Source organism: Psychrobacter sp. FME6 (assembly GCF_014861365.1).
Taxonomy (GTDB): Bacteria; Pseudomonadota; Gammaproteobacteria; order Pseudomonadales; family Moraxellaceae; genus Psychrobacter.
This window is the reverse complement of record NZ_RRYW01000038.1, coordinates 1-23,829: the sequence shown is the minus strand read 5'-3', so window position 1 is coordinate 23,829 and position 23,829 is coordinate 1. Positions and strand designations below refer to the sequence as shown.

Sequence of the window (23,829 nt, the reverse complement as noted above, 5' to 3'; positions counted from 1 at the left end):
AGAAAAATTAGGATGTCATGTGACTACTCGTTCGAATGAATTAAATCACCAGCCCGATATGAGCTACCATTGGATGGAAGGTTTTAAAAAAAGCCTACCAGTCGCCATGGGATATTTGCCTGCGGGTATTGCTTTTGGTGTGCTAGCACAAGTGGCTGGTATTCCGGTATGGGCCACGATTATGCTTAGTATTGTGCTATATGCTGGTGCAGCTCAATACGCTTGTTTGCCGATGCTGAGTGCTGGTTTACCAGTTGGTAATATAGCCACTAATATTGCTGCCATTAATTTGCGCCATGTGTTTTATGGCATGCCATTGTTACAATACCTGCCAAAACAAAAGCTGGCCAAAACTTATTGTCTCTTCGCGCTGACTGATGAGACGTTTTCCGTCATGACCAGCCTACCTAACGAGTCACGCCAAGCACTGATACTGCCTATTAGTCTATTTAATCAAAGCTGGTGGGTATTAGCGAGTGCGATTGGCGTCTTTATCGGCAGCGCGCTCAGTGATTTGGTACCGCACTTAGATTTTGCCTTGGTTTGTCTGTTTGCTATTTTGGCTTATGAGCAATTTCAAAGCATCAAGCGTTATTTCCCGATTGGCATTGCGGTAATTTCTTTAATTGTGGCTTCCTTCTTTACTAGCAACTGGTTATTATTGGTGGCGATTACTATTTGTATGTTGTTGATTTTAGCTCGTGGGTTTTGGATACAGCGTGATATGACGGGAGCAAATAATGACCAGTAGTTATCTAATTTTTGCCACTTTCGCCATGGCAGCCGTGACCTTTGTTACACGCGCCCTCCCTGCTTTAATACCAAAAAAACTGTTGGACACGCCTTGGCTGCATCGACTAAATGAAAGTTTGCCGCTATCCGTGATGGTATTGCTTATTTTAACCAGCCTCTCCTATCAAGAGCTGTCCGTAACCACTGGCCTAAATAGCGCAGAGTTACACTTACTACTGGCACAAATTGGTGCGCTTATTTTGGTGTTATTGATTTATCATATTAGTCGTCAGTTATTGGTCAGTATGGTTGTGGGTATTGCTGCAATTAATGGTTTTCTTTGGTTATTTGATACCTTGTTCATTTAAAATAGCCTTGGCAAAACTGCATATCTAGATATAAAAAGGCTGGATTCTAGTAAGAATCCAGCCTTTTTTTTCTAAGAATGCTATATGAAATTGGCGAAGTTAGGAGTCAGACTCTCTAAAGCTCTTCGACACCCATCATATCCACTGGGGTATCAGCAACGATTTGTACGCCTTTTTTACCTGTTTTAGCAGTATCATTGCGCTGCTCTTGTAGATGCTCAAGATAAGCCTCATTGATTTGACCAGTGACATAACAGCCATTGAATACCGCACAATCAAAGCCTTCAACCTTGCTATACTTAGTATCTTTTACCGCATCAATCAAGTCATCTAAATCCTGGAAAATCAAACGATCCGCACCGATGATATCGCGCACTTCTTCTACCGTATGACCTGAGGCAATGAGCTCACTACGTACCGGCATATCAATACCATAAACGTTTGGATATTTGACTGGTGGCGCAGCACTAGCAAAGAATACCTTATTAGCCCCAGCATCACGCGCCATTTGAATAATTTCGTGACACGTCGTACCACGGACGATAGAATCGTCAACCAGTAGCACGTTTTTATCTTTGAACTCTAGCGGTACGGCACTGAGCTTTTGACGAACTGATTTTTTGCGTTGCTGCTGACCTGGCATGATAAAGGTACGACCGATATAACGGTTTTTCATAAACCCTTCACGGTATTTGATATTCATCTTCAGCGCCAGCTCCATCGCTGAAGTACGCGAGGTATCAGGAATAGGAATGACCACATCGATATCGTGATCTTCACCCCATTCTGCAAGGATTTTATCCGCCAGTTTTTCACCCATGCGCAAGCGTGATTTATAAACAGAAATGTTGTCCATAATCGAATCTGGACGAGCAAAATACACATACTCAAAAATACAAGGGGTGTACTCTTGCTGCTCTACACACTGATAGGTATGTAGATTATGGTCTAAATCAATGAAAATAGCTTCACCAGGCTTCACATCACGGATGATACTAAATCCTGAACCTGTCAAAGCAACTGACTCTGAAGCTACCATATACTCTGTGCCACCATTGGCAGCCAAGCGCTCACCAAATATCAGTGGGCGAATGCCATTAGGATCACGAAACGCGAGCAAACCATGACCCGTTATCAAAGCCACGACGCCATAAGCGCCTTCGCAGCGGCTATAAACCGCTTTTACGGCTTCAAAAATGTCATCCGCCGTTGGATTGGTTTTGCCCAAATTCTGCATTTCATGTGCTAGTACGTTTAGTAGTACTTCAGAATCTGAATCCGTATTGAGGTGGCGACGGTCTTCAATATACAATTCTTTGGCCAAACTCTCAGCATTGGTCAAGTTACCGTTGTGCGCCAGCGTAATGCCATAAGGTGAATTGACATAAAATGGCTGTGCCTCGGCGCTACTGGAACTACCCGCTGTTGGGTAACGCACATGACCGATGCCGAATTTTCCAACCAGTTTCATCATATGACGATTCATAAAAACGTCACGCACCATGCCATTTTCTTTACGCAGATAGAGTCGTCCATCCTGCAAAGTTACAATACCTGCTGCATCCTGCCCGCGATGCTGTAACATCGTTAAAGCATCATAAAGAATTTGATTAACTGGCTCATGAGCTGCAACCCCGACGACTCCACACATAGTTATATCCTGTTTTTACCCATACATTAGTACTACAATAACGGCAAATTTTTGACAGCACACTATTAAAAATAACAGCTGTCACTCACCGCCGACCTGATGATACTTGTTCAGATTTTAACGAAAATTTATTTTTTAAATTGCCAGTTATACGGGCCATCATTGATTTTTCAATGATTTTTTGAGTGTCCCGTTTGCGCCCTAGCTGTTATACAAGCCAGAACCCTAAAAAAGAAGTTATAGAGATTACGAGTTATAGATATAATAAGAAACTCAGCATTGAAATATGAAAATTTGACTGTTTATGACTGATTGACCTGATCCCAAGCCAGCCCTAGCACATCTGAGACTAGTGCCTTACCCATCGGTGCATAAGGTAGCAATTCAGGCGCGAGCACTGAAGTTTGCCATTGCGGCATTTGTACCAAGAATGGCGCACTAACGCTAAGAACCACCAAAACCATCAGTACATTTTTGGCTGCACCTAGGACACCGCCTGCCATTTTGTCAACGACACCCAAGCGCAAGGTTTTGAGTACTCCTGAGAATACAAATGCCACTAAGTGCATGATAGCCAATATAACAATCACGACTAATAAAAAAGCCATCGCCATTTGTAATACAGGGTTTTGAACGACACCTGATAATTGAGGTGAGATTGTACCTGCCAATCGAGTAGCGGCGATAAGCGCAATAAACCAACCTACCAAGCCAACCGCTGTTTTGATTAATCCGACTTGAAAGCCGCGCCATAATCCAATCAAGACAACAATAGCAATCACAATATCCAGACCACTCATGTTTTATGCCTCATCGCTCTACTCATTATTCCTGGATAACTATTGATTAGTTTTCCATCGCATCGTAATAGCCACCGATAGCCTGAATACAAGACTGTACCAGCCCAGGACCGCGATAAATGAGACCCGTATATAGCTGTATCATATCTGCGCCTGCTTCAATTTTTTTAATGGCTTTAGCACTACTATCAATACCACCAACGCCTATCAAAGCTACTTTACCATCCAGTTGATCAGAGAATTGTTGTAAAATTTGAGTGCTAATGTGGCTGACGGGTCGACCAGATAAACCACCTGCTTGATCGCCATCTTTCAAGTCTTCAACACCAACACGGCCCAAAGTGGTATTGGTCGCAATGAGGCCATCAATTTCAAAATCCAATAGTTGCTGTGAGATATAATCGACTTGTAGCGGCTCTAAATCAGGCGCAACTTTTAGCACCAATGGCACATAAAAACCATATTCGGTCGCTAATTGACTGTGACGATTTTTAATCGTATGCAACAGCTGAGTCAACGCTTCACCACTCTGTAAATCACGTAAATTTTTGGTATTTGGCGAGGATATATTCACAGTAATATACGAGGCATGTGGATAGGCGCGCTCTAAACAATAAACATAATCGTCAGCGGCCTGCTCTACTGGTGTATCGGCATTTTTACCGATATTAATCCCAATATTGCCTTTGTATTTGCAGCGTTTGACATTTTCAACCAGATAATCAATCCCTTGGTTATTAAACCCCATACGATTGATAATGGCATCTGCTTGTTTGATTCTAAACAGTCTGGGCTTATCATTACCTACTTGTGGTCTTGGCGTGACCGTACCTACTTCTATGAAGCCAAAGCCCAGCTCCGCAAGCGCATCAATATAGTCACCATTTTTATCCAACCCTGCTGCTAGGCCGACTGGGTTGGTAAATTGCAGCCCCATACAGTCTGTTGGCTGCATCGACTGACCATATACCAAGCCTAAAGCACGCGCTTTATGCGCTTTGTCCAATAAAGACAAAGTCATTTCATGGGCGTGTTCGGGATCCATCTTAAACAAAAAAGGACGAAGTAAGGCATAAGACATAGTAATGACAGACCCTGCTCAAAAGAGATAATGAATAAAAAGTGCGAATGAAATCAAGCGCAGCGATTATATCAGCTTAACAGAAACAAGAGCAAAGTTTCATGCGCTAAATTTTTATATTAAAACGCTCATAAATGCGTGCGCTTATCAACTAAGCCATATAGTCATTCGCCGTTCATTTCAAGAGATAAGACTGCTGTATCATGAACCTCTAATAACCTCTATACACCCTCTAAGGGACAGGACGTCCATCAGTCAAAGCTATCCAACCTCGGATCATACGATACAGATGCCAAATAAAAGTAAAGGCGATAATGAATAGACCAAGCCCAGCCAATAGCAATGAACCAATGGCGATATTCCCACTATCGGCAAACATACTGACCCCGAAACCACCTAAAGCAAAAGTTATGATAATAATACCAACAACGAACCAAACGATACCGTACCAAAAAGTCTTAATCTGCCAGTCAAAATGCGTGGCTAGCCATGAGCCATCAGCATCATGCCGCTTGGCATAATTCATGATAATCGGTACTATCCATAATAGACCAGCGGTAAAATAGCTAATCACATACAAAAAGTAAGTGATGTGATTATAAGTGATCAAGGAACGGCGCTTGCCATTGTTCATATTATCATTCATGTTGTCGCTCATTATATTACGTTGTCCTTGCTGAGTAATCGCATAATCAGACCTCTCATAATCAAATACTGTCCCAATAGTCTCACGCTCATTGTCATAATTTTTAGGAATTTTAATCTGTTGACTCACACGCTCATCAGGTTTGCGGTTAGCAGAGTTACTCATCGTAAACATCACTATTTGGCAGTGATTATTGACATACTCCCGCCACTTTCGACAAGCTCAAGCGGGGGATTCTAAAAGCAAAAGCTCTTAGGCGACTTTCTCACGACCGTCGCAAGTTTTCTGCTTCAACGGGCGACCTTTACTGCATCTTCCCTCGACAGACAAAACGGCATGTCCTGCCGCAAGAATATTACGAGCTGCATTAACATCTGCATTCGCAATATAACCACATTCAACGCACTCAAATTTTGCTTGGGTACGTCTATTTTCTTTTGCAACATGCTTGCATTTAAAGCAAGTTTGGCTTGTATAACGCGGGTTTACTTTAATCAGTAACCCGCCTTGCCATTGTTGCTTGTACTCAAGCATATTGACCATCATGCCCCAACCTTGATCTAAAATGGATTTGTTCAATCCTGACTTGGCTTTGACGTTTTTTCCTTTTTTCTCCATCGAACCACTGGCAGACTTCGACATATTGGCGACTTTTAAATCCTCACAGGCAATCATGGCGTGGTTTTTGCTGATTGTGGTGGTGATTTTGTGCAAGTAATCATGGCGAATATTGGCGATGTGATGATGGAGTTTTTGAATCTTGCGATTGTGCTTTTTCCAGTTTTGACTGAATAAGACTTTCCTACTGAGTTGGCGCTGTAATGCAGCCAGTTTAATTTGATTGGCTTTAAAACTGTTTTTGGGTTTGATAACTTGGCCATCTGAGGTAGCAATCAGTTTAGCGACCCCTAAATCAATCCCTACGGCGGTTTTAGAGGGATGAATTGGGTTTTGGGCCAACTCCCGCTCTGTGCCAAACGACACGTACCAATGACCGGATTTCTTGCTGATGGTGACGTTTTTAATTATCCCAAGAATGTCTTGCGATTTTCTAAACTTCACAAACCCTACACCATTCGGTAGTTTGACACGATTGCCTTCAACACGGCAATATTTATCAAACTGAACCAAGCGGATTGAATCGCGGCCATCTGACTTGCGTTTAAAGCGTGGCATGAGCGGGCGTAGTTGGATTTCAGTACCGTCGGCAAGCTTGAAAAACTTAGGCTTTTTAGGTTTTTTCTTATTCTCTTTCAATCGTGCATGAACTTTAGGGTCAAAAAAGCGTGACCAAGCAGAAGCGAGATCACGAATTTTTTGTTGTAAAGACACCGCGTTAGAGCTTGTTTTTAAGAAGGCAAACTCAGGATTTGCTTTAATATCCATGATTTTATTAACCAAATTGGTTGCATTAATAAACTCATTTTTAGCAAACATCTCAAACGATACCGCAAGCACTTGATTCCAAACAAAACGTGCAGAACCAACAAGGTTATTTAAGATAACCTCTTGTTCTGCATTAGGCTCAAGCCTAAATTTGTACGCTTTATTAATTTTCATAATGAATGCTTTATTAGTCAGTGTGTTTGTTATTTATACCATGTTATACTATATAACATAAACAATAAAGGGTATTTATTATAATGAGTGAGATATATAAAAACCGTCATTCTGCTTATAATCTGCATGTGCATTTGGTATTCATCACTAAGTACCGCAAAAAGGTTTTAGCCGACAATCACCACCAATTCTTTAGAGAAGTTGTTGCTGAGGTATGCAAGGATTTTGGTGCAGAACTCAAGGAATGTAACGGTGAAGGCGATCATGTTCACATGCTGATTCAATACCCGCCAACGGTACAACTAAGTAAGATGGTTAATAATCTAAAGTCGGTCACAAGTCGGCGCATGAGAGCCAACTTTATCGACCTAAGAGCAGCTTACAATAAACCTGTTTTGTGGTCACGCTCTTACTTTGCCGGCTCATGTGGCGGAGCGCCGTTGGAGATTATTAAGCAATACATTCAAAATCAGCAGAGTTAGGCTATACGAAATTCACCTCCACCCTAGCGTCGGGTGGAGTCCTCTTTCGTTAGATTGATAGTTTATTGATTGTACCAAACCAGCCGTTTTTCAATACCGCCTAACGACACAGGGTTATTTTTAACCACTGGCTATCAATAACCTTGATTAAAATATATTGAATTGCAATATAGTGGGTTGTAACAACAAACCGTTTTATGACGTCACGGTCGCTTGTACCTGAATTGATTTGTTAGTCAAATCTTGCTGCATAGATAGCTGGGTGAACTGCCAACCTTGCTGTTCAAGCTTACCAAGCGCGGCACTGACCACGGCTTGACTGGCATTATTAAAGCTTAGCTGTACCGCATCGCCAGTCGCAACGACTTGAGCGTCGGCAATACCTGAGTTATTTAATAACGCGCTGATTCTACTAGCGGGTGGCTTTGCAGCCTCACCATCCACTGTATTCACCGCATTACTATCAAGGTTGCCAGCTTGGGCACGTAACCAGAAATAATCGGCTACTTGTTCTTGATAGTTGCGTTTACTGTCGTTTGCCGAGTGATGAATACGATAGCCACCGTAACCGCCAATAAATAACAGTAAAAATAGAGACAATACAGCCAGTGCCAACTGATCACGCGGTGGCAGTGTTTTCCAGCGCGACGACAGAAGGTTTTGGAGATTATTCATGCGCACTGTCAGCACATTTACTCCAACATGGGTGCTAGCTTCAGGATTGAGTGCATTACGTTTGGTACGGCGCTGTAATCGTTTCATGTTCTAACCTTTTTGAGCTTTATTACCACAACTGAAATAGCCAATAACACTATAGTTAAAATACTTTAAAAACGCTACGATACTGCGGGTATAGTTTTTTTGCAGCCTCTGTCTGCGTAGGCACAGCAAGCAAGAAAAAACGGTACCTGCAGTACGTGATGTAGCGATATTACTTCTCACTGACTATAGATGTAAGTATTAGGCCATGTCATCAATTAGCACATTGAATCATGATACCGTCGCAGTTGCTTGTGTATCGGTATTTTCTACGACATTTACCGTCACTTGACCACTAAACTGTCCCTGTTCATTACTATTTACTTGCTCTAACCTAGCATTTAAACCCTGCGCTGCCAGTGTATCTGTGAACTGATCAAGACTATTACGATCAGGCGCGATCAACGTAAAGCTCAACGCAGACGGCTGCATCACTAACGCTTGCGCGCGTAATGAAGATTGTTTGATTAACGGTGATATGCGCGACAGTGCTGCCATATGTGAGGCAGGGGCTTGGCTATCGCTGCGCAGTTTTGGTTGTAATTGCACTTGTAGCTTAGTGCGGGGGCTTAATGGCTCGTTTGGAAACCAAGATTGATACTGCGCTGCCACCTCAGTTTTGGTAGCCACTGCCGCTTGATTATACTGATACCATTGCACACCATCAGTTGCCATCTGTAGTACCAAGGCTGACAGTGCCACCATCATCGCTACGCGCAGATATGGTGAGAGCTGCGAATCTGTTGATTTAACAAAAAAGTTAAGCGCGTGGCGTTCAGGATTTTCAATAGGTTCAGCCGATGTAGACAAGGTAGTCAAGAGTAACTGATGCTCAGCGATAATCGCCGCTGTTTGTGCCATAAAGTTGACTGGTACAGCATCAGCCAAGGTTTCTTCTATAGGTGGTAATACATTCACCTCACTTAAGTGTGGAAAGCGCTCAAAAATTAACGGTAAATAGCTGATAGCCATGCCTTGACGCATTGACTGGCGCAGGAGCATGGTCTGCTCATCTTGATACAGCGTTACTTGCTGCCCTGCACCCTCTTCTGGCGCTGGTAGCAATAAAAAATCAGGCAGTAACGCCGCTATACTCATGCCAGCCAGCTTAGCGCTTTGCTGCCATGCTTCGATATCGTTTTGTGCCAGTGCATACAATTGATGATGCTCATCATGGCTGATTTGACGAATGGCCAACTGCTCAACAGCGGTCAATGAAGTCTCTTCAAACAGGTATTGTTTGCCCGTAGTGCCCAGTTGTTTCAGTTGAGTGGTATTAAGCTCGGTATCTACTTGTAAGATATGGCTTGAAGGGAAATATAGACATAAAGTCTTTTGTGCATTGCTTTTATAACTGCCATAGATAGCTTGCAGCTGTTGCCAACTCTCGACTGACTGCCATCGTTGCACATCTTCATGCCAAACAGCCAATGGGCTATGCTGCGCTCGTAACCAAACGTGTAACACTAAGCGTGTCCTTAATTATTGAAACGGTTATAGGTGCACTGTTGTAAAAGCAACATTATAAAATATACGGTTATAAAGGAATATGTAAAAAGGTTTGGGACAATAAAATTCGACATCACTATACTGATGTCAGTATGGCTGCTCGGGTATAAAACGATTCACCTCATTTGCCATACCCGTCATCACAAAACCCATCTCAAACACGCGCGCTTCTGCCAGAGAAAATGACTCAGGATAATCACCCGTTAGTAACCCAGCGATATTGGCAATGATCGACATATGACAGACCACCACCAAACACTCTGCTTCGATATTGGCAATGTCTGCCAAAGCAGCACGTGCATCGTCAGAAGGTGTGATGTTCTTCTGTATTGTCGATGGCACATTAGGCATACGTGCCTGCAATGCTTTGAGTGTCTGCTGTGCCCTCTCATAAGGGCTTACGATAAAGTAATCAGGGTTATAATGAGTGGCAATATATTCTGCCGTCTGTACCGCTTGCTGCTGTCCAAAATCGGTCAACTGGCGCGCACTATCTGGACGCGTTTCATCTTCTGCTTGACCGTGACGTATTAATATAACTTTCATAACCTTCCTTGGCAAATAACTGTCGAAGCTTAAAACATGGTCGTGGTGTCTGTTTTGATATTTATCGCGTTACTTGTTGTCAACGTCACTATCCTCATTGTCATCCTCAGCGCTGTTGGTTGAGGTTTGCATATGCGCAGTGAGCGCAGCATTGCTATGGTCATGAGCCATGACAAACTCGACATCACTACGGAAACCCGCTTCCATCAAGTGTAGTGCAACGCCTAATGCGGCTTTATCTTCATAAATGACTGCATAAAGTGCATGGGTGATAGGCATATAAATACCTTTTTTGGTCGCCTTTTCGTGCACCTGCTGAATGGTATTAACACCCTCAGCGGTTTGACCGAGTTTTTTGACTGCCGCATCGATAGTCATACCACGGCCGAGCATATTGCCGATACGGTAGTTGCGGCTCAACTCTGAGCTACAGGTTGCGTATAGGTCTCCTACGCCAGACAATCCCGAGAACGTTAGCGGATTTGCCCCTTCTTCCACGCCAAAACGACTCATCTCTGCCAACGCTCGGGTTAGTATCATCGCTTTGGTGTTTTCGCCCACTTCATAGGCGGCTGCCATACCCATGGCAATCGCATAGATGTTTTTGAGTGCGCCACCAAGCTCAACACCCTTGACATCATCACTAGCAAACACGCGAAAAAAAGCACTGTGTAGCGCAGCCTGTACCGCATGACGCAGTGGTTCTGATTCACTGGCGATAACGGTAGCAGACGGCATGTTTTTCATAATCTCGATAGCGAGGTTTGGCCCTGACATCACTCCAAAATTCACTTCTGGCAACTCATCTTTAATAATATCGCTCATCGTGGCAAAAGTATCTTTTTCCATGCCCTTGGTCAATGAGACGATGGATTGTGCACTGATAAAAGGCGCGATGTTTTTTAAGGTCTCACGAAAAGCCAAGCCAGGCACGGCAATAAACACAATGTCTTTGTCCTTGACCGTTGCTTCTAAATCATGGCTATATTTCAAACGATCATCGAGCTTATAGCCTGGCAAATATTTTTTATTGGTCTGTGTTTTTGCCATGGCCTTAACGGTACGTTTGTTACGTACCCATAGCGTGGTATCACAGCCATTACGTGCGGCTAGGTTTGCCATTGCTGTACCAAAACTGCCGCCACCTAAAAATGCCAAACGTAACTTGGTAGGATTGCTATGGATTTCTGCCATGTTTTTTGCCACCGCTGACTCTACCGCGCTAGGGTTAAGTTTTTTGCGACCGATACCTGATTTGGTAGCACGTTCGATAATGCCTGCCAGCAGACCATTTTGTTGTTTTTCAGAGGTGTCTTTATCCACTTCATTACCATCATTGTTTAGATCTTTGCTGTTATCATTAGGACTTGTCATATTATTTATCCGTGTTGACTGACTTATTATTAATAGAATTTATCATGATTTGGGTGCTAACCCTTAATACCTTTTTGCTGATAATCTTCCCCAATAAACAACGTTTAGATGCTTTGATAAATCATGACTCAAATCGTACTAACGGCTCAATATCAATCGGTTTACGCACGGGGTCATCTTTAGGGCTGGTGCCAGTATAAACAAAAGCTGACACATAATCATCTGGCCCTACGTCAAAATATGCTTTTACTGCTGGCTCGTTACATAATAGTCCCGTGCGCCATACTGTGCTAAAGCCTTGTGATTTGAGCGCCAGTATTAGGTTTTGCACCGCAGCACCAGCACTTAGCATTTGCTCAAATGGTGGGACTTTCTTGTGTGCTTCTATTTTAGTAACCACCGTAATAATAAGCGGCGCACGTAGTGGCAGCGTTTGCGTTTTTTTGAGGTTCTTTTCGGACAACTCTTCTCCCTCACGGTCAGCTTTTGCTTGAGCCGCTTCAACTAAAGCATTGCCTAGCTCATGACGAGCATCGCCCTGCGTCACGATAAAACGCCATGGACGCAGCTTTTTATGATCGGGCGCAGTTGCTGCACACTCAATCGCCGTTTCGATTTGGGCGCGTGTCGGTGCTGGCATATCTAAATTACCCATGCTGCGTCTTGAGTTAATCCAGCCAATCAGCGCTTCACTGCTGCAAGGCATGTTATCAGTCGTAATATCCTTGACCGACAGTTTTCCTTCATTTTTCTCGTTACTGTCTTCGTTAGATTTAGCCATTATCATTCCTTATTTATTGTTATCTATTGCTGTTTTTTAGCAGTGCTATTTTTAATAATTAGCTTTTTTAGTAGTTAGTTTTGAAAACCATCAGTTATAGCAAGCTATAGTCAGTTCACTATAAAAACGATGCTTTTATATTAGGAATAAAAAGTCATCAACTATGCGGCATCTTCGACACGATGCTCCATGCGCAGATAGTCTTCTGACTGCATCTCAAGCAAGCGCGAGCGTGTTCGCTCAATCTCAAACGCCAACTTCTTCCCTTGGTACAATTCAAGAATCGATTGCTCTGCCCGAACCAGTAGTTTTACACGGCGATCATAAAACTCATCAACAAGATAGATAAAGCGGCGCGTAGGATCACGCAAATCGTCATCTAAAGCTGGGACTGCATTGACCAATACTGTGCTGAATTTCTTAGCAATTTCTATAAAGTCAGACGCTGAACGTGGTTCCATACATAAATGACGGAAATCACAGAATAAAATATCTTCTGTGCGCGCTTTAATGGTTATTTCACGGCCATTAATGATGATAGGCTCGTAGCTAATTTTTTGATTGTTAGATAAGCTGGCAAAACGGTTGGCCAGCCAGTGGTGGTTGGCTTTAGTCATCGGTGACTCATAGAGCTCTGCTTGCTGCAAGACACGTAAACGGTAGTCAATACCAGAGTCGATATTCATTACTGTAGTGTGACGCTCAACTTCAGCGATGGCGGGCATAAAACGGTCACGATGCAGACCATCTTTATACAACCCTGATGGCTCAATATTTGACGTCGCCACTAAGCTAATGCCACGACTGAACAGCATGGTGAACAAGTCCCCTAAAATCATGGCATCAGAGACGTTAGAGACAAAAAACTCATCAAAACAGATAATAACCGCTTCTTCATAAATAATATCGGCAACCTTTTCTAATGGGTTACTCTCGCCCTGTAGTTTATTTAGCTCGTGATGTATGCGCTGCATAAAGTGATGGAAATGTTGGCGCATCTTACGGTCAATGATTAATGAATCATAAAACATGTCCATCATCCATGTTTTACCTCGTCCTACCCCGCCCCACATATACAAACCCTTGGGTGCAGCTGGCTTTGACTTTAAAAAGCTAAAAAAGCCTTTTTTTTGTTCCACGCTATTATTGAGCTGATGGTACAGCTCATCTAAATAGCTCATGGCCTGATACTGCTGCTCATCTCGAGTAAACTCATCAGTACTGATGGCTTGCTCGTAACGCTGCAAGGGAGATAGACTCATAATACGACTCATTATTTGACAAAACAAACATTACAATAAAGTGTTGATACCGACAATTACGACTAACTTATGACTTCTACACTGAGATAGTCGTAACTGACATATTGGAATGGCTCAGCACCATTCTTTAGGTTAACACGGCTTAAGGTCTTACTTACTAACAATTAAAATCCATCAAGTTTTTGGTAGATAATGCTTTACATTATTATCACTAACTCTATATTGTCACTAATTATACTTTGTCATTATAGGTATGCTGCTCTAATAACTTTTTCAGCTCAGACAAGCGCCCGTGAAAAAAGTGTCCAGCACCATCTACAACGCTCACAGCAAGCCCTAAACGCTCAGCGAATGCCTGCATATTATCAGGGTCAATCACCTCATCAGCATTACCATAAACCTCAAAGGTCTTGTCTGCTGGTAAACTGATATCGCTGCTGTCGTTTTTTTCGACTGATGGCGCGATGAGGGCTATTTTAGCAATTTCAAAATCGCTTAAGCCCCATATGTGTGGCAATGTGAGGACTTGCTCCGCTGCACGCGCGGTTACATAGCCGCCAAAGGAAAAGCCACCAAGCCATAGTTTGCGGGCCTGCGTTTGCTCTGCAATCCATTGTAGCACGGTCATTGCGTCCACCACCTCACCATCAGCATAATCATGCTCGCCAGTGGACTGCCCCACACCGCGGAAGTTAAAACGCACCACATGCATACCGTTATCACGAGCGAAACGATACATGGTGGTGACTACTTTATTATTCATCGTACCGTCAAATAGCGGATTGGGATGACAGAGCAGCGCCACGGTATCGGTATTTGGATCGTTAGGATTGTCTTGTTGCCATAGCGCATCAACTTCGAGTACGCCAGCAGGAGCGGGAATCAATTGCATAAATTTACTTATTAATGAAAAGTGAATAGGTCAATTATCCTAGATATGGTTTATATTTCAAGTGATTTGCTGTGTCCTACTGATATCAACTATTTTTTAAACGTTAAATTATGCTGGTAGTGGCTGCAAGCAAGCAAAATTTATAACAGTAGCACGCTGTAATGGCTGTACTCTTTTTATTTAAAACCAACTATATTTGACAATGTTTGGCAAAATTTAGCCATTTTAAGACCACTAAATGATTAAATGTATTAATTGATGACATGCCCCCAGGTCAACTTTAGTATGTAATATAAGCGCAATACCGAACACAATAACCGTCTAGACACTCAATATATGAATAGGTTAGATTTACCCTGAGCTTTAAACTTATTAATTGATTCATGACACCCGTATTTGCATCGTTTATATTTAATGCGTTAGTCTTTTAGAGTCAACCTTCTATATCGATTTTTTATATTTAAACCTTTATTTTTGATTTTTTGTACTTAACTTTTTCATGTTCAACTTACAGGAACTAGGAATCATTATGAATACTTTTAATAAAACCGCTACTTTAACAGCGACTTTGGCCGCCGCACTAGCGTTAAGCGCTTGTCAAAGCACGCCTTCCTCACCCGTCATTCAGCGTGCCAATTCCATTTATGAGACCACAGGTATCGGTGACACTAAAGTAAAAGCTCAGCAAAATGCACTTGATAGCGCTAAGACGACTTGCCGAAGTAAGCAAGTCATTATCGTTGATGACAAGGTCAAATATAATGGTGTTTTGGATGAGCGCACTGGTCGTATGGTTGGACAAGCGGGCGCCGTTATCGGTTCAATTTTCGGTACTGGATCGCCAGATTTATCACGTAAAGATGATTATGAATACATGATTAACTTCCGCTGTCAGTAAGCGAATAAGCGATACCGTGAGGCGACTTTTGAGTCATAAATAATCGGTACAATAAAAACATTTCATAGCCAATAAACTTGCGATGTAGATACTACATCAATCGCAACTTATTGGCTTTGCTTTTTGTACAGCGGCTTTTGGGGTAAACTACTCTACGTAGTCTTTTATCTCGCCTAGCCAATCTTTAAACTTTAATCACCTTTGGTCTTCTATTATGCGCAAACCTAACCTATCGAATATCAAACAAGCCGACACTAAAAGATCTAAGGTATTAGCGCCTGCCAAAGATTTAGCAACCTTAGAAGCCGAGCTGGCAGAGCAGGAAAACAGCCTAGAAGTCAATTTAGAAGATACGGTTTTGCGCCTTAGTGATTATTTATCAGCGGTGGATATGGTCATCAAGCAAACCTTTAATCATCGCGTGTGGGTCAAAGCTGAAATACGCAACCTATCTAGCAAAGGTGGGCATTATTATTTTGAGCTGGCAGAAAAAGACGACGATGGTAAAGTTATTGCTAGCTGCCGTGGCAATCTTTGGCGTTTTAAAGCGGCGCGGGTCCTAGCCAAGTTTGAGCGGGCAACCGGTATGCCACTTGAACGTGATTTAACGGTTCTACTCAAAGTATCAGCAGGTTTTCATGCACAATATGGCTTCTCGCTCACGATTGAAGATATTGACCCCAGCTATACGTTAGGCGATTTGGCGCGCCAATATGCGGAAATGGTCGATAGATTGACTGGTGAGGGCCTATTACACCTCAATAAACAGCTGCCTGTCCCATTTGATATCGAGCATGTCTTAGTTATTGCCCCTGAAAAAGCAGCAGGATTGGGCGATTTTCAAGCCGATGCGGATCTTTTAGCCAGTACAGGTGCCTGTCATTTTCATTATCACAATGCCACCTTTCAAGGCAATCATGCGCCAAGCGAGATTCGCCAAGCAATCGTCAGTGCCCAGCAGCAGTTTGAAGATACTTATCAGCGTTTGCCAGACTTATTGGTGATTATTCGCGGTGGCGGCGCTGTTGGTGATTTGGCCTACCTCAATGATTATGAGCTTGCCGCCTTAGTCGCTGAGCAGCCTGTCCCTGTCTGGGTGGGCATTGGTCATGAACGCGACAAAGTTATCTTGGATGAGGTCGCCCATACTAGCTTTGATACCCCGTCAAAAGTAATCGCCGCTATTAGTAGCCATTTGGCGCAATTAGTCACTCAGACATTACAATATCAAGCGCAAATAAAACAGGCCGCCCAACATCAATTGGATATCGCTGAGCAGCAAACAACACGCCAGTTAAGCCAAATACAATCACAAACGATTGGTCAACTAACCGCACTGCAAAAAGACAGCGACTATGCCTGGCGTAGCATTCAACAAAGCGCCCAGCGGCAGGTGAAGCAAGCAGCTAGACAAACAAGTGAGCTGCGTGCACAGATTCAAACCTCTGCTTATCAGCAGCTATCAATCGCCTCTACTTATAGCCAAAACCATCAAAAGACCATTATGAAAAGTGCGCAGCAGCAGCTAATACAAGCACAGCGTAACAGCGAGCATCTGCGTGATATCGTACTCTTACATCGACCTTCACGCGTGTTAAAGCAAGGCTATACTATGCTTACTGATGAAAAAGGCAAGCAGATACTGACCAGTAGCAGTCAGCTATATCCTGAACAAACCGTGCATATCGTCTTAAAAGATGGTAAAGCCAAAGCGCATATTATCGATGTTAAAACGACGGACACTCAAACCATGAAACCTGCAAATGACTCAGCTTAGTCACATAGCAATATTTAATATACATAACCATTATTTAACCCTTCATTTTTAATATTAGGAAACCCTATGACAACGCCTACTCGCCGACGCAAAAAAGCCGCCCCAAAAACCTTTAAGGCGGCTTACGATATTCTAAAAACCAATGCTGCTGAATTACAGCAACAAGACGAGCCTGACATTGATAATTTAATGACGACGGTAGAAGAGTCGATTGCCGCTTATCGTGTTTGCGAGACCCGCATCAATGCCGTACAACAAGCATTAGATGCCGCCTTCGCCGAAGAAGATAAAACAGAGAAAAGCGATAGCTAAGCCTTTTTTATTCGGGCTCATCAACCTCAAATACTTGGCGCAGATAGGCAAGATACGTGTCATTATTGATCATGGTCTTGCCTGGGCTATCAGACAGCTTCGCGACTGGCTGCCCATTACACTCAACCAGCTTAAGAACAATATTTATCGGCGTAATCCCCATATCATTGGTGAGGTTGGTACCGATACCAAAGCTGGTTTTAATGCGGTCTTTGAAATACTGGTGTAAATCCCAAGCTTTATTAAGATTTAAACCATCACTAAAGGTCAGAATTTTAGTTCTAGGGTCGATTTTTAGCTTTTTATAATGGGCAATCGCCTTGTCACCCCACACGTATGGGTCGCCGCTGTCATGCCGCAAGCCATCGAAAAGTTTGGCAAAGTATAAATCAAAATCACGTAAGAACGCATCCATCCCAACGACATCAGTCAGCGCAATACCCAAATCGCCGCGATATTCATGTACCCACGCTTCAAGCGCTGCTTTTTGTGAGTCTCGTAACCGCACATCCAAGGCCTGAAATGCCTGCATAAATTCGTGCGCCATCGTGCCAATTGGCGTCATGCCGAGATTTTTGGCAAGAAGCACGTTAGAAGTCCCACCCACGATCTTTGGTTCAGCCTTGTGTAGTGTTTCTACCACATGGGCCTGCCAATGTTTATTAAAACGCCGACGCGTACCAAAATCAGCAACGATAAAAGGCGGTGTATCACGGCTGTTTTCTGCTTGTTCTGCGGCATAGTGATGCAACAGCGCCACTTTTTCATCGAGCCTACGCTGGCCTTCTTCGATGACACTGGTATTTGACAAAGCCTTAAAATACAGCTCATTAACAATCGCTAGTACGAACACTTCAAAAAACATGGCTTGAATCATCGGCCCTTCTATATCGACAAACAAGCGGCCTTGCTCATCGGTACTGACGGTAATAAAACGACGTTTCAGCTTAAAGAGCTCTAAGTAATCAACAAAATCTGAGCGCATAAAGCGTAAGCCGCGCAAGTAGTCCAGTTCATCTTCCAAAAAACGCAATTCGCACAAACTGTCTAATTGCTGCTCTAACTGTTGTTTGATATCAGCCAATGGATAGACGGTATCTTTGTTGTTTCGGCAGCGAAAACGATAGACACCGTAAGTTTGTGGGAACTGGTGCAGCATCGCTTGCAACATAGTGAATTTGTACAAATCGTTATCAAGCAACGAGGTAATAATAGGTTCAAAAGTTGTAGAATTATGGGTAACGGTCATGTTACAGCCTTAAATGCAAAAATGAAAAATCGCCAAGAAACCAAGCGACGAAATAGGGTGACGTAACTATAGCAATGCTATTAATAGATAGATCACAAGCCTTTGAGTATAACGAAGTTTGAATTATTTTTCATAACTCACAGGCTATAACAGCAAAAATACAACGATAATATTGGCCGTTCTAAATAAAATCGATACACTGATCGACACACGGGTAGCCACGTGCTACTGGAATAAATTTTTTCTTGCTTGCTGTTCGCAAGCGTGACAGAGGAGAGGCTGCGAAAAACTTACTCCAGTAGCACTCATACCGGTTTTAAAGTGAATCAACTATAGAGTTTTTCAACATGCTTTCACAGTAAAAACTATAAAACATAAGCCATAAAAAAGACGCTAAGCATTGCTTAACGTCTTTTGCAAGATTAATTACCAACATTAATTATTAAGGTTTTGCAGGCTTAACCAATTTCACCAAAGGCGCATAGCCTGATTGTGGCATCACACTAACTGGGATGAACTGCAATGCACCGCCATTGATACAATAGCGCAGACCACCACGATCTTTAGGGCCATCTGGGAATACATGACCCAGATGCGAGTCTGCTACTCGTGAGCGAATCTCGGTACGCACCATATTAAAGGCATTATCCTGATGTTCTGTGATAACTTGCGGATCGATGGGCTTAGTAAAGCTTGGCCAGCCACATTGTGAATTATATTTATCCGTCGATAAGAATAATGGCTCACCGCTCACAACGTCTACATAGACACCAGGAGCAAATAAATCATCATATTCGTGACTAAAGGCACGTTCAGTACCTGCATCTTGCGTGATATTGTATTGGGCCTTGGTCAAGGTGTTTTTAAGATCACCTTTATCAAACCCATCATAACGCTTCGCGTCTAAGGTTTCAGCAATACTGGTTACAGGTGCAAGCTTAGTGCGTGCGGCACCTTCAGGTTTATCATCAGCGAGGCTTAAATCAACGTGGCAATAACCATTTGGATTTTTGGCCAAATAATCCTGATGGTACATCTCCGCCAAATAGAAGTTATCTAACGCTTCGTTTTCTACCACAATTTTTTGTTCATATTGACCTTGAACACGTTTAAGTGCCGCATCAATCACCGCTTTATCTTCTTTATCAGTGTAGTAGACGCCCGAACGGTACTGTACGCCGCGATCATTGCCCTGCTTGTTTAGGCTGGTTGGGTCAATCACGCGGAAGTAATATTTGAGAATCGTATCAAGATCAGTTTTATCCGCATCGTAAGTGACTTTTACCGCCTCGACATGTCCTGAACCACGAATCACTTGCTCGTAGCTTGGGTTGGCAGTATCGCCATTGGCATAGCCTGATATTGCATCAACAACACCATCGACGCGTTCCATATAGGCTTCAACGCCCCAGAAGCAACCACCTGCCAAATAGATTGAGCGCGTATTAATCGCTTTACCTTTGTCGTTATAGTAAACACCATCTTTTTGCTTAATGGTCTCAATCTTATTATTGTTATCTAAGGCTTGGGCGTTTGCAGGCTTGGCATTACCCGCTTTGAGCTCAGCAAAATTATTATCAGCGTTTTCAGCCAGTGCGTAGGCTTGCTCTGCTGACATGTTACCTTTGACTAAATGGACTAAGTTGCCATTTTTATCCAATATCGCCCAGCTTGGATACACTTGCACGCCAAGCTTATTAATCAGCTCACCCGAAGCATCAGATAACACGGGTAGTTTTGGGTAATCGGCTTGGACACCAGCGTACCAAGTACTGAATTCGCCGTCGGCTTTTTCATTTAAATGGCCGGGGCTTGCAACGGTAACGACATTTAAATCTGCAAATTTAGGATCAGTGCGCCAGGCTTCTGTTTCTTCAAGCGTACCCAAACATAGCGGACACCAGCTTGCCCAAAACTTAACCAAAGTAGGTTTGTTGGGGTCAATAACTGCAGCACCTGTGTCACCCAAGCCTTCCGTTAACTGTGGCAATGCTTGCATTTGCTTGAGCATATCAGAGGGCAACATATCACGTGAACTGGTCACACCACTGTTTTGGCTACTCGCTTTAGTACTGCTACTCGTATTATTGTCCGCACCGCTCATTTGCCCACAAGCAGCCAGTATCCCTGCACTTAAAACAGTCGTTACGCCAAAAGCACTGACGTTCTTTAGCCAGCGTGATGGTGCACGTGATGACTTTGTCGCCAAGTTGTTGCGGTTATGTTCATGACTGTGACTGTCATTATGGTTGTCATTACGATTACGAATATCTTTATGTGGCATGATGGGTCCTTTTTAAGAAGTCTTACGGCCATGGGCTATATAATACCGTTCACAAAAATTAGAGTAGCAAGGAAAAAGAGTGCAAGTGCTACGCACTGTAGATTAAACGAGTTTGACACAGCTAATCGCACTTTTTGGGGTTTGGTATAATAATCACTCATGGTCTTCTTGCGCTATTGATTAGAATAAGTGAGTCGATACTTTAAAGAATATAATTGTGCTGTATGGCTATTGGCTATCATCGAATAATGATGAATCAAAGCACTTGAGGATTAAAAATCTGATCATTCGCTTTTACTATTGAAGCTATATTCTTTATAACGCTTTCTAGATAGCAATATCTTATCTACATTAGAACATCTTAATAGTATACATCGATATTGGAGTTTACTTTAATAGTAAAATAGCGATTGCTACACTTTTTTAACAACAGAGTAAGAGTAGTGACAGAGAAAGGGAGGGTTAACTTGGTTACTAACCCTGAGTATATTTATATGGGGGCATATCTAAGAAAACAAACAATATCATCAATTTAATCAATAAGTTGATGATAAAACTGCGATGGTTGGACGGCCTAATATAAATGAAATATGAGCGTAAACTGTCTTATTAAGAAGTCTTATTAAGCTTTAGCACTCATAAACTGCGCAACATAATCGTCGGCTGGATTGTGACGTAAATCATTGGGTGAACCTGTCTGTACCAAACGACCACCATTTAAAATACTAATACGTTGACCTACTTTAATGGCTTCATCAATATCATGGGTGATAAACACAATGGTTTTATTTAGGCGCTCTTGTAATGCTAGCAGCTGATCTTGTAATTGGGCGCGAATGAGCGGGTCAAGAGCGGAGAACGCTTCATCCATCAGCAAGATTGGATTGTCTGTCGCTAGCGCTCGTGCCAGCCCAACACGCTGCTGCATACCACCTGACAGCTCATCAGGGTAGCTTTGCTCCAAGTTAGATAGCCCTACTTCATTGAGCCAGTACTTTGCAATTTCGTGGCGTTCTTTGACACTCATTTTTCGCACACGCAAACCGTAAGCGACGTTTTGTATCACGGTCATATGCGGCACTAAACCAAAGTGCTGAAACACCATGCTGACCGTTTGCTGGCGGTACTGCTGCAAGCCTTTATCATCAAGCTCTAAAATATTGATAGCAGAGGGTGAGTTTTCAACGTCTGACAGCTTAGTAGTACTCACCCCTGTATTACCTAACGCTGCATTTGTCGCTGTTTCGGCGATGGTTGCAGCCGTTTTCGTTGAGTTGGTATCAATTATTGAGGGATTGGTAGAAGTCTTGGTATTAATGGCTGTGTCGACCCATATCTTGCCGCTAGTGGGATCAATCAAACGATTGATATGACGTATCAATGTTGATTTTCCAGAACCAGACAGCCCCATTATACAATGTAACTCACCGGCCTTAATATTGAGATTAATATCATAAAGCCCGACCGAATAGCCCGTTTGATTCTTTACCGCGATGCTGTCCATACCCTCAGCCAACAATGCCAGTGCAGACTGTGCTTGTTCGTTACTGGCATTATATATCTTACTGATATTCTCTAGCTGGATATGATTCATCGTTGTTCTCTTTATTTTGATTTTTTAAGTTTTATCTATCTGGGTCAATTGATAGCGCACCTGTTCTTTATCATTACCGATGCAAACCATTATTACCCAATCGGGTGCTTTCCTGCGGCGATGGTCTTTTGTCGCGCGCGCTTACCTTGACCAAATGCCTGAGTAATACGGTCAATGATAATCGCTACGATAACAATAGCCGTACCTGCTTGTAAGCCCTGTCCGATATTTAGCGTTTGGATAGATTGCAATACGTCTTCGCCAAGACCAGGTGCGCCAATCATAGAGGCAAGTACCACCATCGCCAGCGACATCATCACAGCTTGATTAATACCTGCCATGATACTGGGTAGCGCCTGTGGTAACTTAATCCACACAAGCAGTTGCAGATGAGTGCTACCAAATGAACGCCCTGCTTCGACCATTTCATGATTGACTTGAGTGATCCCCAGAGTCGTTAGACGAATCAATGGCGGCAATGCATAAATAACTGTCGCAAATAACGCAGGCACTTTACCAATCCCAAATAGCATCAACACAGGAATAAGATACACAAAGCTTGGCATAGTCTGCATCACATCGAGTATCGGCGTGACGATTTTGCGCAGCAGCTGACTACCCGACATGGCAATACCGATAGGAATACCAACCACCACCGTGACCAATACCGAAACGATGAGTAGTGCTAAGGTGTCAATTAATGCGCCCCATAACCCAAAGGCACCAATCAAAAACAGCCCTGCGCCGCATGCCAGCGCAAACCAAATTTTACGTACGCCAAACCAAGCCAATACCGTAACCAACGCAATAATCAACCATGGTGGAATGACGGTTAATAGGCGTTCGATAGGAAGTAGTAGATAAGTGAGCGCCATAGTGCTAATAGTGCGGAATACGTCACCGTAATTTTGCACAACGCTTGCTAAGGCGTTATTAAGTGGGGTTTCAAGAGACCATGAAGGAAAGCTTGAGGATAAACCCAGTTGGTTAGTAGTAGATGCTTTATCAGTCGAGACAGCAGCGCCTGTTAGACTAATACCTAATTTAGCAGCGAGATTGGTGGCCGCTTCATCCGATAACCATGCTTGCCAAACACTGGGGTTGGCACGCAAAAACACCAACGCTTGCTCCTCACCGTTACGCTTACTTTCACTCATCTCTAAGATAGCGCCATTGAGCTCATCAGAGGTAAACTGTACTTTTTTAAATACCGCGGCTAGGGCGTGTCATCAATTAAGCCAAACGACACAAGAAACTAAGTGAATGGCACTA

22 protein-coding genes are annotated in these 23,829 nt (G+C 43.0%); 6 read left to right on the top strand and 16 right to left on the bottom strand.

From position 1 onward, the window contains the following. Positions 1–19 precede the first annotated feature (19 nt). Entirely contained in the window at positions 20–751 is a 732-nt protein-coding gene (locus EI162_RS07405) for an AzlC family ABC transporter permease (RefSeq protein WP_413038382.1), read from the top strand. Further along, on the top strand, positions 741–1,100 hold the full coding sequence (locus tag EI162_RS07400) for an AzlD domain-containing protein (RefSeq protein ID WP_192523739.1): 360 nt from the start codon (positions 741–743) through the stop codon (positions 1,098–1,100). Before EI162_RS07405 ends, EI162_RS07400 begins: the two co-directional genes overlap by 11 nt. Positions 1,101–1,215: 115 nt before the next feature. Here the strand turns inward: EI162_RS07400 and purF are convergent, their stop codons facing one another. The 5 genes from purF to EI162_RS07375 form a co-directional block, all read right to left on the bottom strand. Further along, positions 1,216–2,751 (bottom strand): amidophosphoribosyltransferase, encoded by a 1,536-nt coding sequence (purF, locus tag EI162_RS07395; RefSeq protein ID WP_192523738.1) that lies wholly within the window; start codon positions 2,749–2,751, stop codon positions 1,216–1,218. A 302-nt stretch (positions 2,752–3,053) separates the two neighbouring features. Beyond that, the gene (locus tag EI162_RS07390) at positions 3,054–3,551 is read right to left on the bottom strand and encodes a CvpA family protein (protein ID WP_192523737.1); all 498 of its coding nucleotides are present in this window, start codon (positions 3,549–3,551) and stop codon (positions 3,054–3,056) included. A gap of 46 nt (positions 3,552–3,597) precedes the next feature. Next, positions 3,598–4,632 carry a quinone-dependent dihydroorotate dehydrogenase gene (locus EI162_RS07385; RefSeq protein ID WP_192523736.1) on the bottom strand — a complete coding sequence of 345 codons (1,035 nt, stop codon included), beginning with the start codon at positions 4,630–4,632 and terminating at the stop codon, positions 3,598–3,600. Positions 4,633–4,864: 232 nt separating this feature from the next. After that, complete coding sequence (locus EI162_RS07380; protein WP_225735302.1) at positions 4,865–5,443, bottom strand: DUF4870 family protein; 579 nt, start codon at positions 5,441–5,443, stop codon at positions 4,865–4,867. An 87-nt stretch (positions 5,444–5,530) separates the two neighbouring features. Continuing rightward, positions 5,531–6,838: an RNA-guided endonuclease InsQ/TnpB family protein gene (locus EI162_RS07375; protein ID WP_192523735.1), complete on the bottom strand. Its 1,308-nt coding sequence runs from the start codon at positions 6,836–6,838 to the stop codon at positions 5,531–5,533. An 83-nt stretch (positions 6,839–6,921) separates the two neighbouring features. Between EI162_RS07375 and tnpA the strand changes: the two genes are divergently transcribed. Then, a complete protein-coding gene (gene tnpA / locus EI162_RS07370) occupies positions 6,922–7,320 on the top strand; it encodes an IS200/IS605 family transposase (protein WP_192523734.1) in 399 nt (132 codons plus the stop codon). A gap of 195 nt (positions 7,321–7,515) precedes the next feature. Here the strand turns inward: tnpA and gspM are convergent, their stop codons facing one another. From gspM to EI162_RS07335, 7 genes are all read right to left on the bottom strand, one after another. After that, positions 7,516–8,082, bottom strand: coding sequence for a type II secretion system protein GspM (gene gspM / locus EI162_RS07365; RefSeq protein WP_192523733.1), 567 nt, complete (start codon positions 8,080–8,082; stop codon positions 7,516–7,518). A gap of 228 nt (positions 8,083–8,310) precedes the next feature. Next, the gene (gspL, locus tag EI162_RS07360) at positions 8,311–9,546 is read right to left on the bottom strand and encodes a type II secretion system protein GspL (protein WP_192523732.1); all 1,236 of its coding nucleotides are present in this window, start codon (positions 9,544–9,546) and stop codon (positions 8,311–8,313) included. 129 nt (positions 9,547–9,675) lie between these two features. Further along, on the bottom strand, positions 9,676–10,134 hold the full coding sequence (locus EI162_RS07355) for a SixA phosphatase family protein (protein WP_192523731.1): 459 nt from the start codon (positions 10,132–10,134) through the stop codon (positions 9,676–9,678). A gap of 69 nt (positions 10,135–10,203) precedes the next feature. Further along, positions 10,204–11,508: an NAD(P)H-dependent glycerol-3-phosphate dehydrogenase gene (locus EI162_RS07350; protein WP_192523730.1), complete on the bottom strand. Its 1,305-nt coding sequence runs from the start codon at positions 11,506–11,508 to the stop codon at positions 10,204–10,206. A 121-nt stretch (positions 11,509–11,629) separates the two neighbouring features. Next, positions 11,630–12,214 carry a nitroreductase gene (locus EI162_RS07345; RefSeq protein ID WP_225735327.1) on the bottom strand — a complete coding sequence of 195 codons (585 nt, stop codon included), beginning with the start codon at positions 12,212–12,214 and terminating at the stop codon, positions 11,630–11,632. 236 nt (positions 12,215–12,450) lie between these two features. Next, positions 12,451–13,551 (bottom strand): cell division protein ZapE, encoded by a 1,101-nt coding sequence (zapE, locus tag EI162_RS07340; RefSeq protein WP_192523728.1) that lies wholly within the window; start codon positions 13,549–13,551, stop codon positions 12,451–12,453. 232 nt (positions 13,552–13,783) lie between these two features. Beyond that, positions 13,784–14,443 (bottom strand): alpha/beta hydrolase, encoded by a 660-nt coding sequence (locus EI162_RS07335; RefSeq protein ID WP_192523727.1) that lies wholly within the window; start codon positions 14,441–14,443, stop codon positions 13,784–13,786. Between the two features lie 529 nt (positions 14,444–14,972). Between EI162_RS07335 and EI162_RS07330 the strand changes: the two genes are divergently transcribed. From EI162_RS07330 to xseB, 3 genes are all read left to right on the top strand, one after another. After that, a complete protein-coding gene (locus EI162_RS07330) occupies positions 14,973–15,341 on the top strand; it encodes a hypothetical protein (RefSeq protein WP_192523726.1) in 369 nt (122 codons plus the stop codon). 214 nt (positions 15,342–15,555) lie between these two features. After that, positions 15,556–17,118 carry an exodeoxyribonuclease VII large subunit gene (xseA, locus tag EI162_RS07325; protein ID WP_192523725.1) on the top strand — a complete coding sequence of 521 codons (1,563 nt, stop codon included), beginning with the start codon at positions 15,556–15,558 and terminating at the stop codon, positions 17,116–17,118. Positions 17,119–17,184: 66 nt separating this feature from the next. After that, a complete protein-coding gene (xseB, locus tag EI162_RS07320; RefSeq protein ID WP_192523724.1) occupies positions 17,185–17,430 on the top strand; it encodes an exodeoxyribonuclease VII small subunit in 246 nt (81 codons plus the stop codon). Positions 17,431–17,437: 7 nt separating this feature from the next. On the opposite strand, the gene pncB is transcribed toward xseB, so the two are convergent. From pncB to EI162_RS07300, 4 genes are all read right to left on the bottom strand, one after another. After that, positions 17,438–18,679, bottom strand: coding sequence for a nicotinate phosphoribosyltransferase (pncB, locus tag EI162_RS07315; RefSeq protein ID WP_192523723.1), 1,242 nt, complete (start codon positions 18,677–18,679; stop codon positions 17,438–17,440). A 442-nt stretch (positions 18,680–19,121) separates the two neighbouring features. Further along, on the bottom strand, positions 19,122–20,963 hold the full coding sequence (gene msrAB, locus EI162_RS07310) for a bifunctional peptide-methionine (S)-S-oxide reductase MsrA/peptide-methionine (R)-S-oxide reductase MsrB (RefSeq protein WP_192523722.1): 1,842 nt from the start codon (positions 20,961–20,963) through the stop codon (positions 19,122–19,124). Between the two features lie 622 nt (positions 20,964–21,585). Then, on the bottom strand, positions 21,586–22,557 hold the full coding sequence (locus EI162_RS07305) for an ATP-binding cassette domain-containing protein (protein ID WP_192523721.1): 972 nt from the start codon (positions 22,555–22,557) through the stop codon (positions 21,586–21,588). Positions 22,558–22,649: 92 nt separating this feature from the next. Next, the gene (locus EI162_RS07300; protein ID WP_225736928.1) at positions 22,650–23,714 is read right to left on the bottom strand and encodes an ABC transporter permease; all 1,065 of its coding nucleotides are present in this window, start codon (positions 23,712–23,714) and stop codon (positions 22,650–22,652) included. Positions 23,715–23,829 lie beyond the last annotated feature (115 nt).

Bases quoted from the DNA above. Each gene is read 5' to 3' on its own strand.
- EI162_RS07345 (WP_225735327.1), bottom strand. From the start codon at position 12,214: ATGCCTTGCAGCAGTGAAGCGCTGATTGGCTGGATTAACTCAAGACGC.
- EI162_RS07350 (WP_192523730.1), bottom strand. From the start codon at position 11,508: ATGACAAGTCCTAATGATAACAGCAAAGATCTAAACAATGATGGTAAT.
- EI162_RS07355 (WP_192523731.1), bottom strand. From the start codon at position 10,134: ATGAAAGTTATATTAATACGTCACGGTCAAGCAGAAGATGAAACGCGT.
- pncB (WP_192523723.1), bottom strand. From the start codon at position 18,679: ATGACCGTTACCCATAATTCTACAACTTTTGAACCTATTATTACCTCG.
- xseA (WP_192523725.1), top strand. From the start codon at position 15,556: ATGCGCAAACCTAACCTATCGAATATCAAACAAGCCGACACTAAAAGA.
- msrAB (WP_192523722.1), bottom strand. From the start codon at position 20,963: ATGCCACATAAAGATATTCGTAATCGTAATGACAACCATAATGACAGT.
- EI162_RS07380 (WP_225735302.1), bottom strand. From the start codon at position 5,443: ATGAGTAACTCTGCTAACCGCAAACCTGATGAGCGTGTGAGTCAACAG.
- purF (WP_192523738.1), bottom strand. From the start codon at position 2,751: ATGTGTGGAGTCGTCGGGGTTGCAGCTCATGAGCCAGTTAATCAAATT.
- EI162_RS07400 (WP_192523739.1), top strand. From the start codon at position 741: ATGACCAGTAGTTATCTAATTTTTGCCACTTTCGCCATGGCAGCCGTG.
- EI162_RS07300 (WP_225736928.1), bottom strand. From the start codon at position 23,714: ATGAGTGAAAGTAAGCGTAACGGTGAGGAGCAAGCGTTGGTGTTTTTG.
- zapE (WP_192523728.1), bottom strand. From the start codon at position 13,551: ATGAGTCTATCTCCCTTGCAGCGTTACGAGCAAGCCATCAGTACTGAT.
- xseB (WP_192523724.1), top strand. From the start codon at position 17,185: ATGACAACGCCTACTCGCCGACGCAAAAAAGCCGCCCCAAAAACCTTT.
- EI162_RS07385 (WP_192523736.1), bottom strand. From the start codon at position 4,632: ATGTCTTATGCCTTACTTCGTCCTTTTTTGTTTAAGATGGATCCCGAA.
- EI162_RS07390 (WP_192523737.1), bottom strand. From the start codon at position 3,551: ATGAGTGGTCTGGATATTGTGATTGCTATTGTTGTCTTGATTGGATTA.
- EI162_RS07305 (WP_192523721.1), bottom strand. From the start codon at position 22,557: ATGAATCATATCCAGCTAGAGAATATCAGTAAGATATATAATGCCAGT.
- EI162_RS07335 (WP_192523727.1), bottom strand. From the start codon at position 14,443: ATGCAATTGATTCCCGCTCCTGCTGGCGTACTCGAAGTTGATGCGCTA.
- EI162_RS07375 (WP_192523735.1), bottom strand. From the start codon at position 6,838: ATGAAAATTAATAAAGCGTACAAATTTAGGCTTGAGCCTAATGCAGAA.
- EI162_RS07330 (WP_192523726.1), top strand. From the start codon at position 14,973: ATGAATACTTTTAATAAAACCGCTACTTTAACAGCGACTTTGGCCGCC.
- gspM (WP_192523733.1), bottom strand. From the start codon at position 8,082: ATGAAACGATTACAGCGCCGTACCAAACGTAATGCACTCAATCCTGAA.
- tnpA (WP_192523734.1), top strand. From the start codon at position 6,922: ATGAGTGAGATATATAAAAACCGTCATTCTGCTTATAATCTGCATGTG.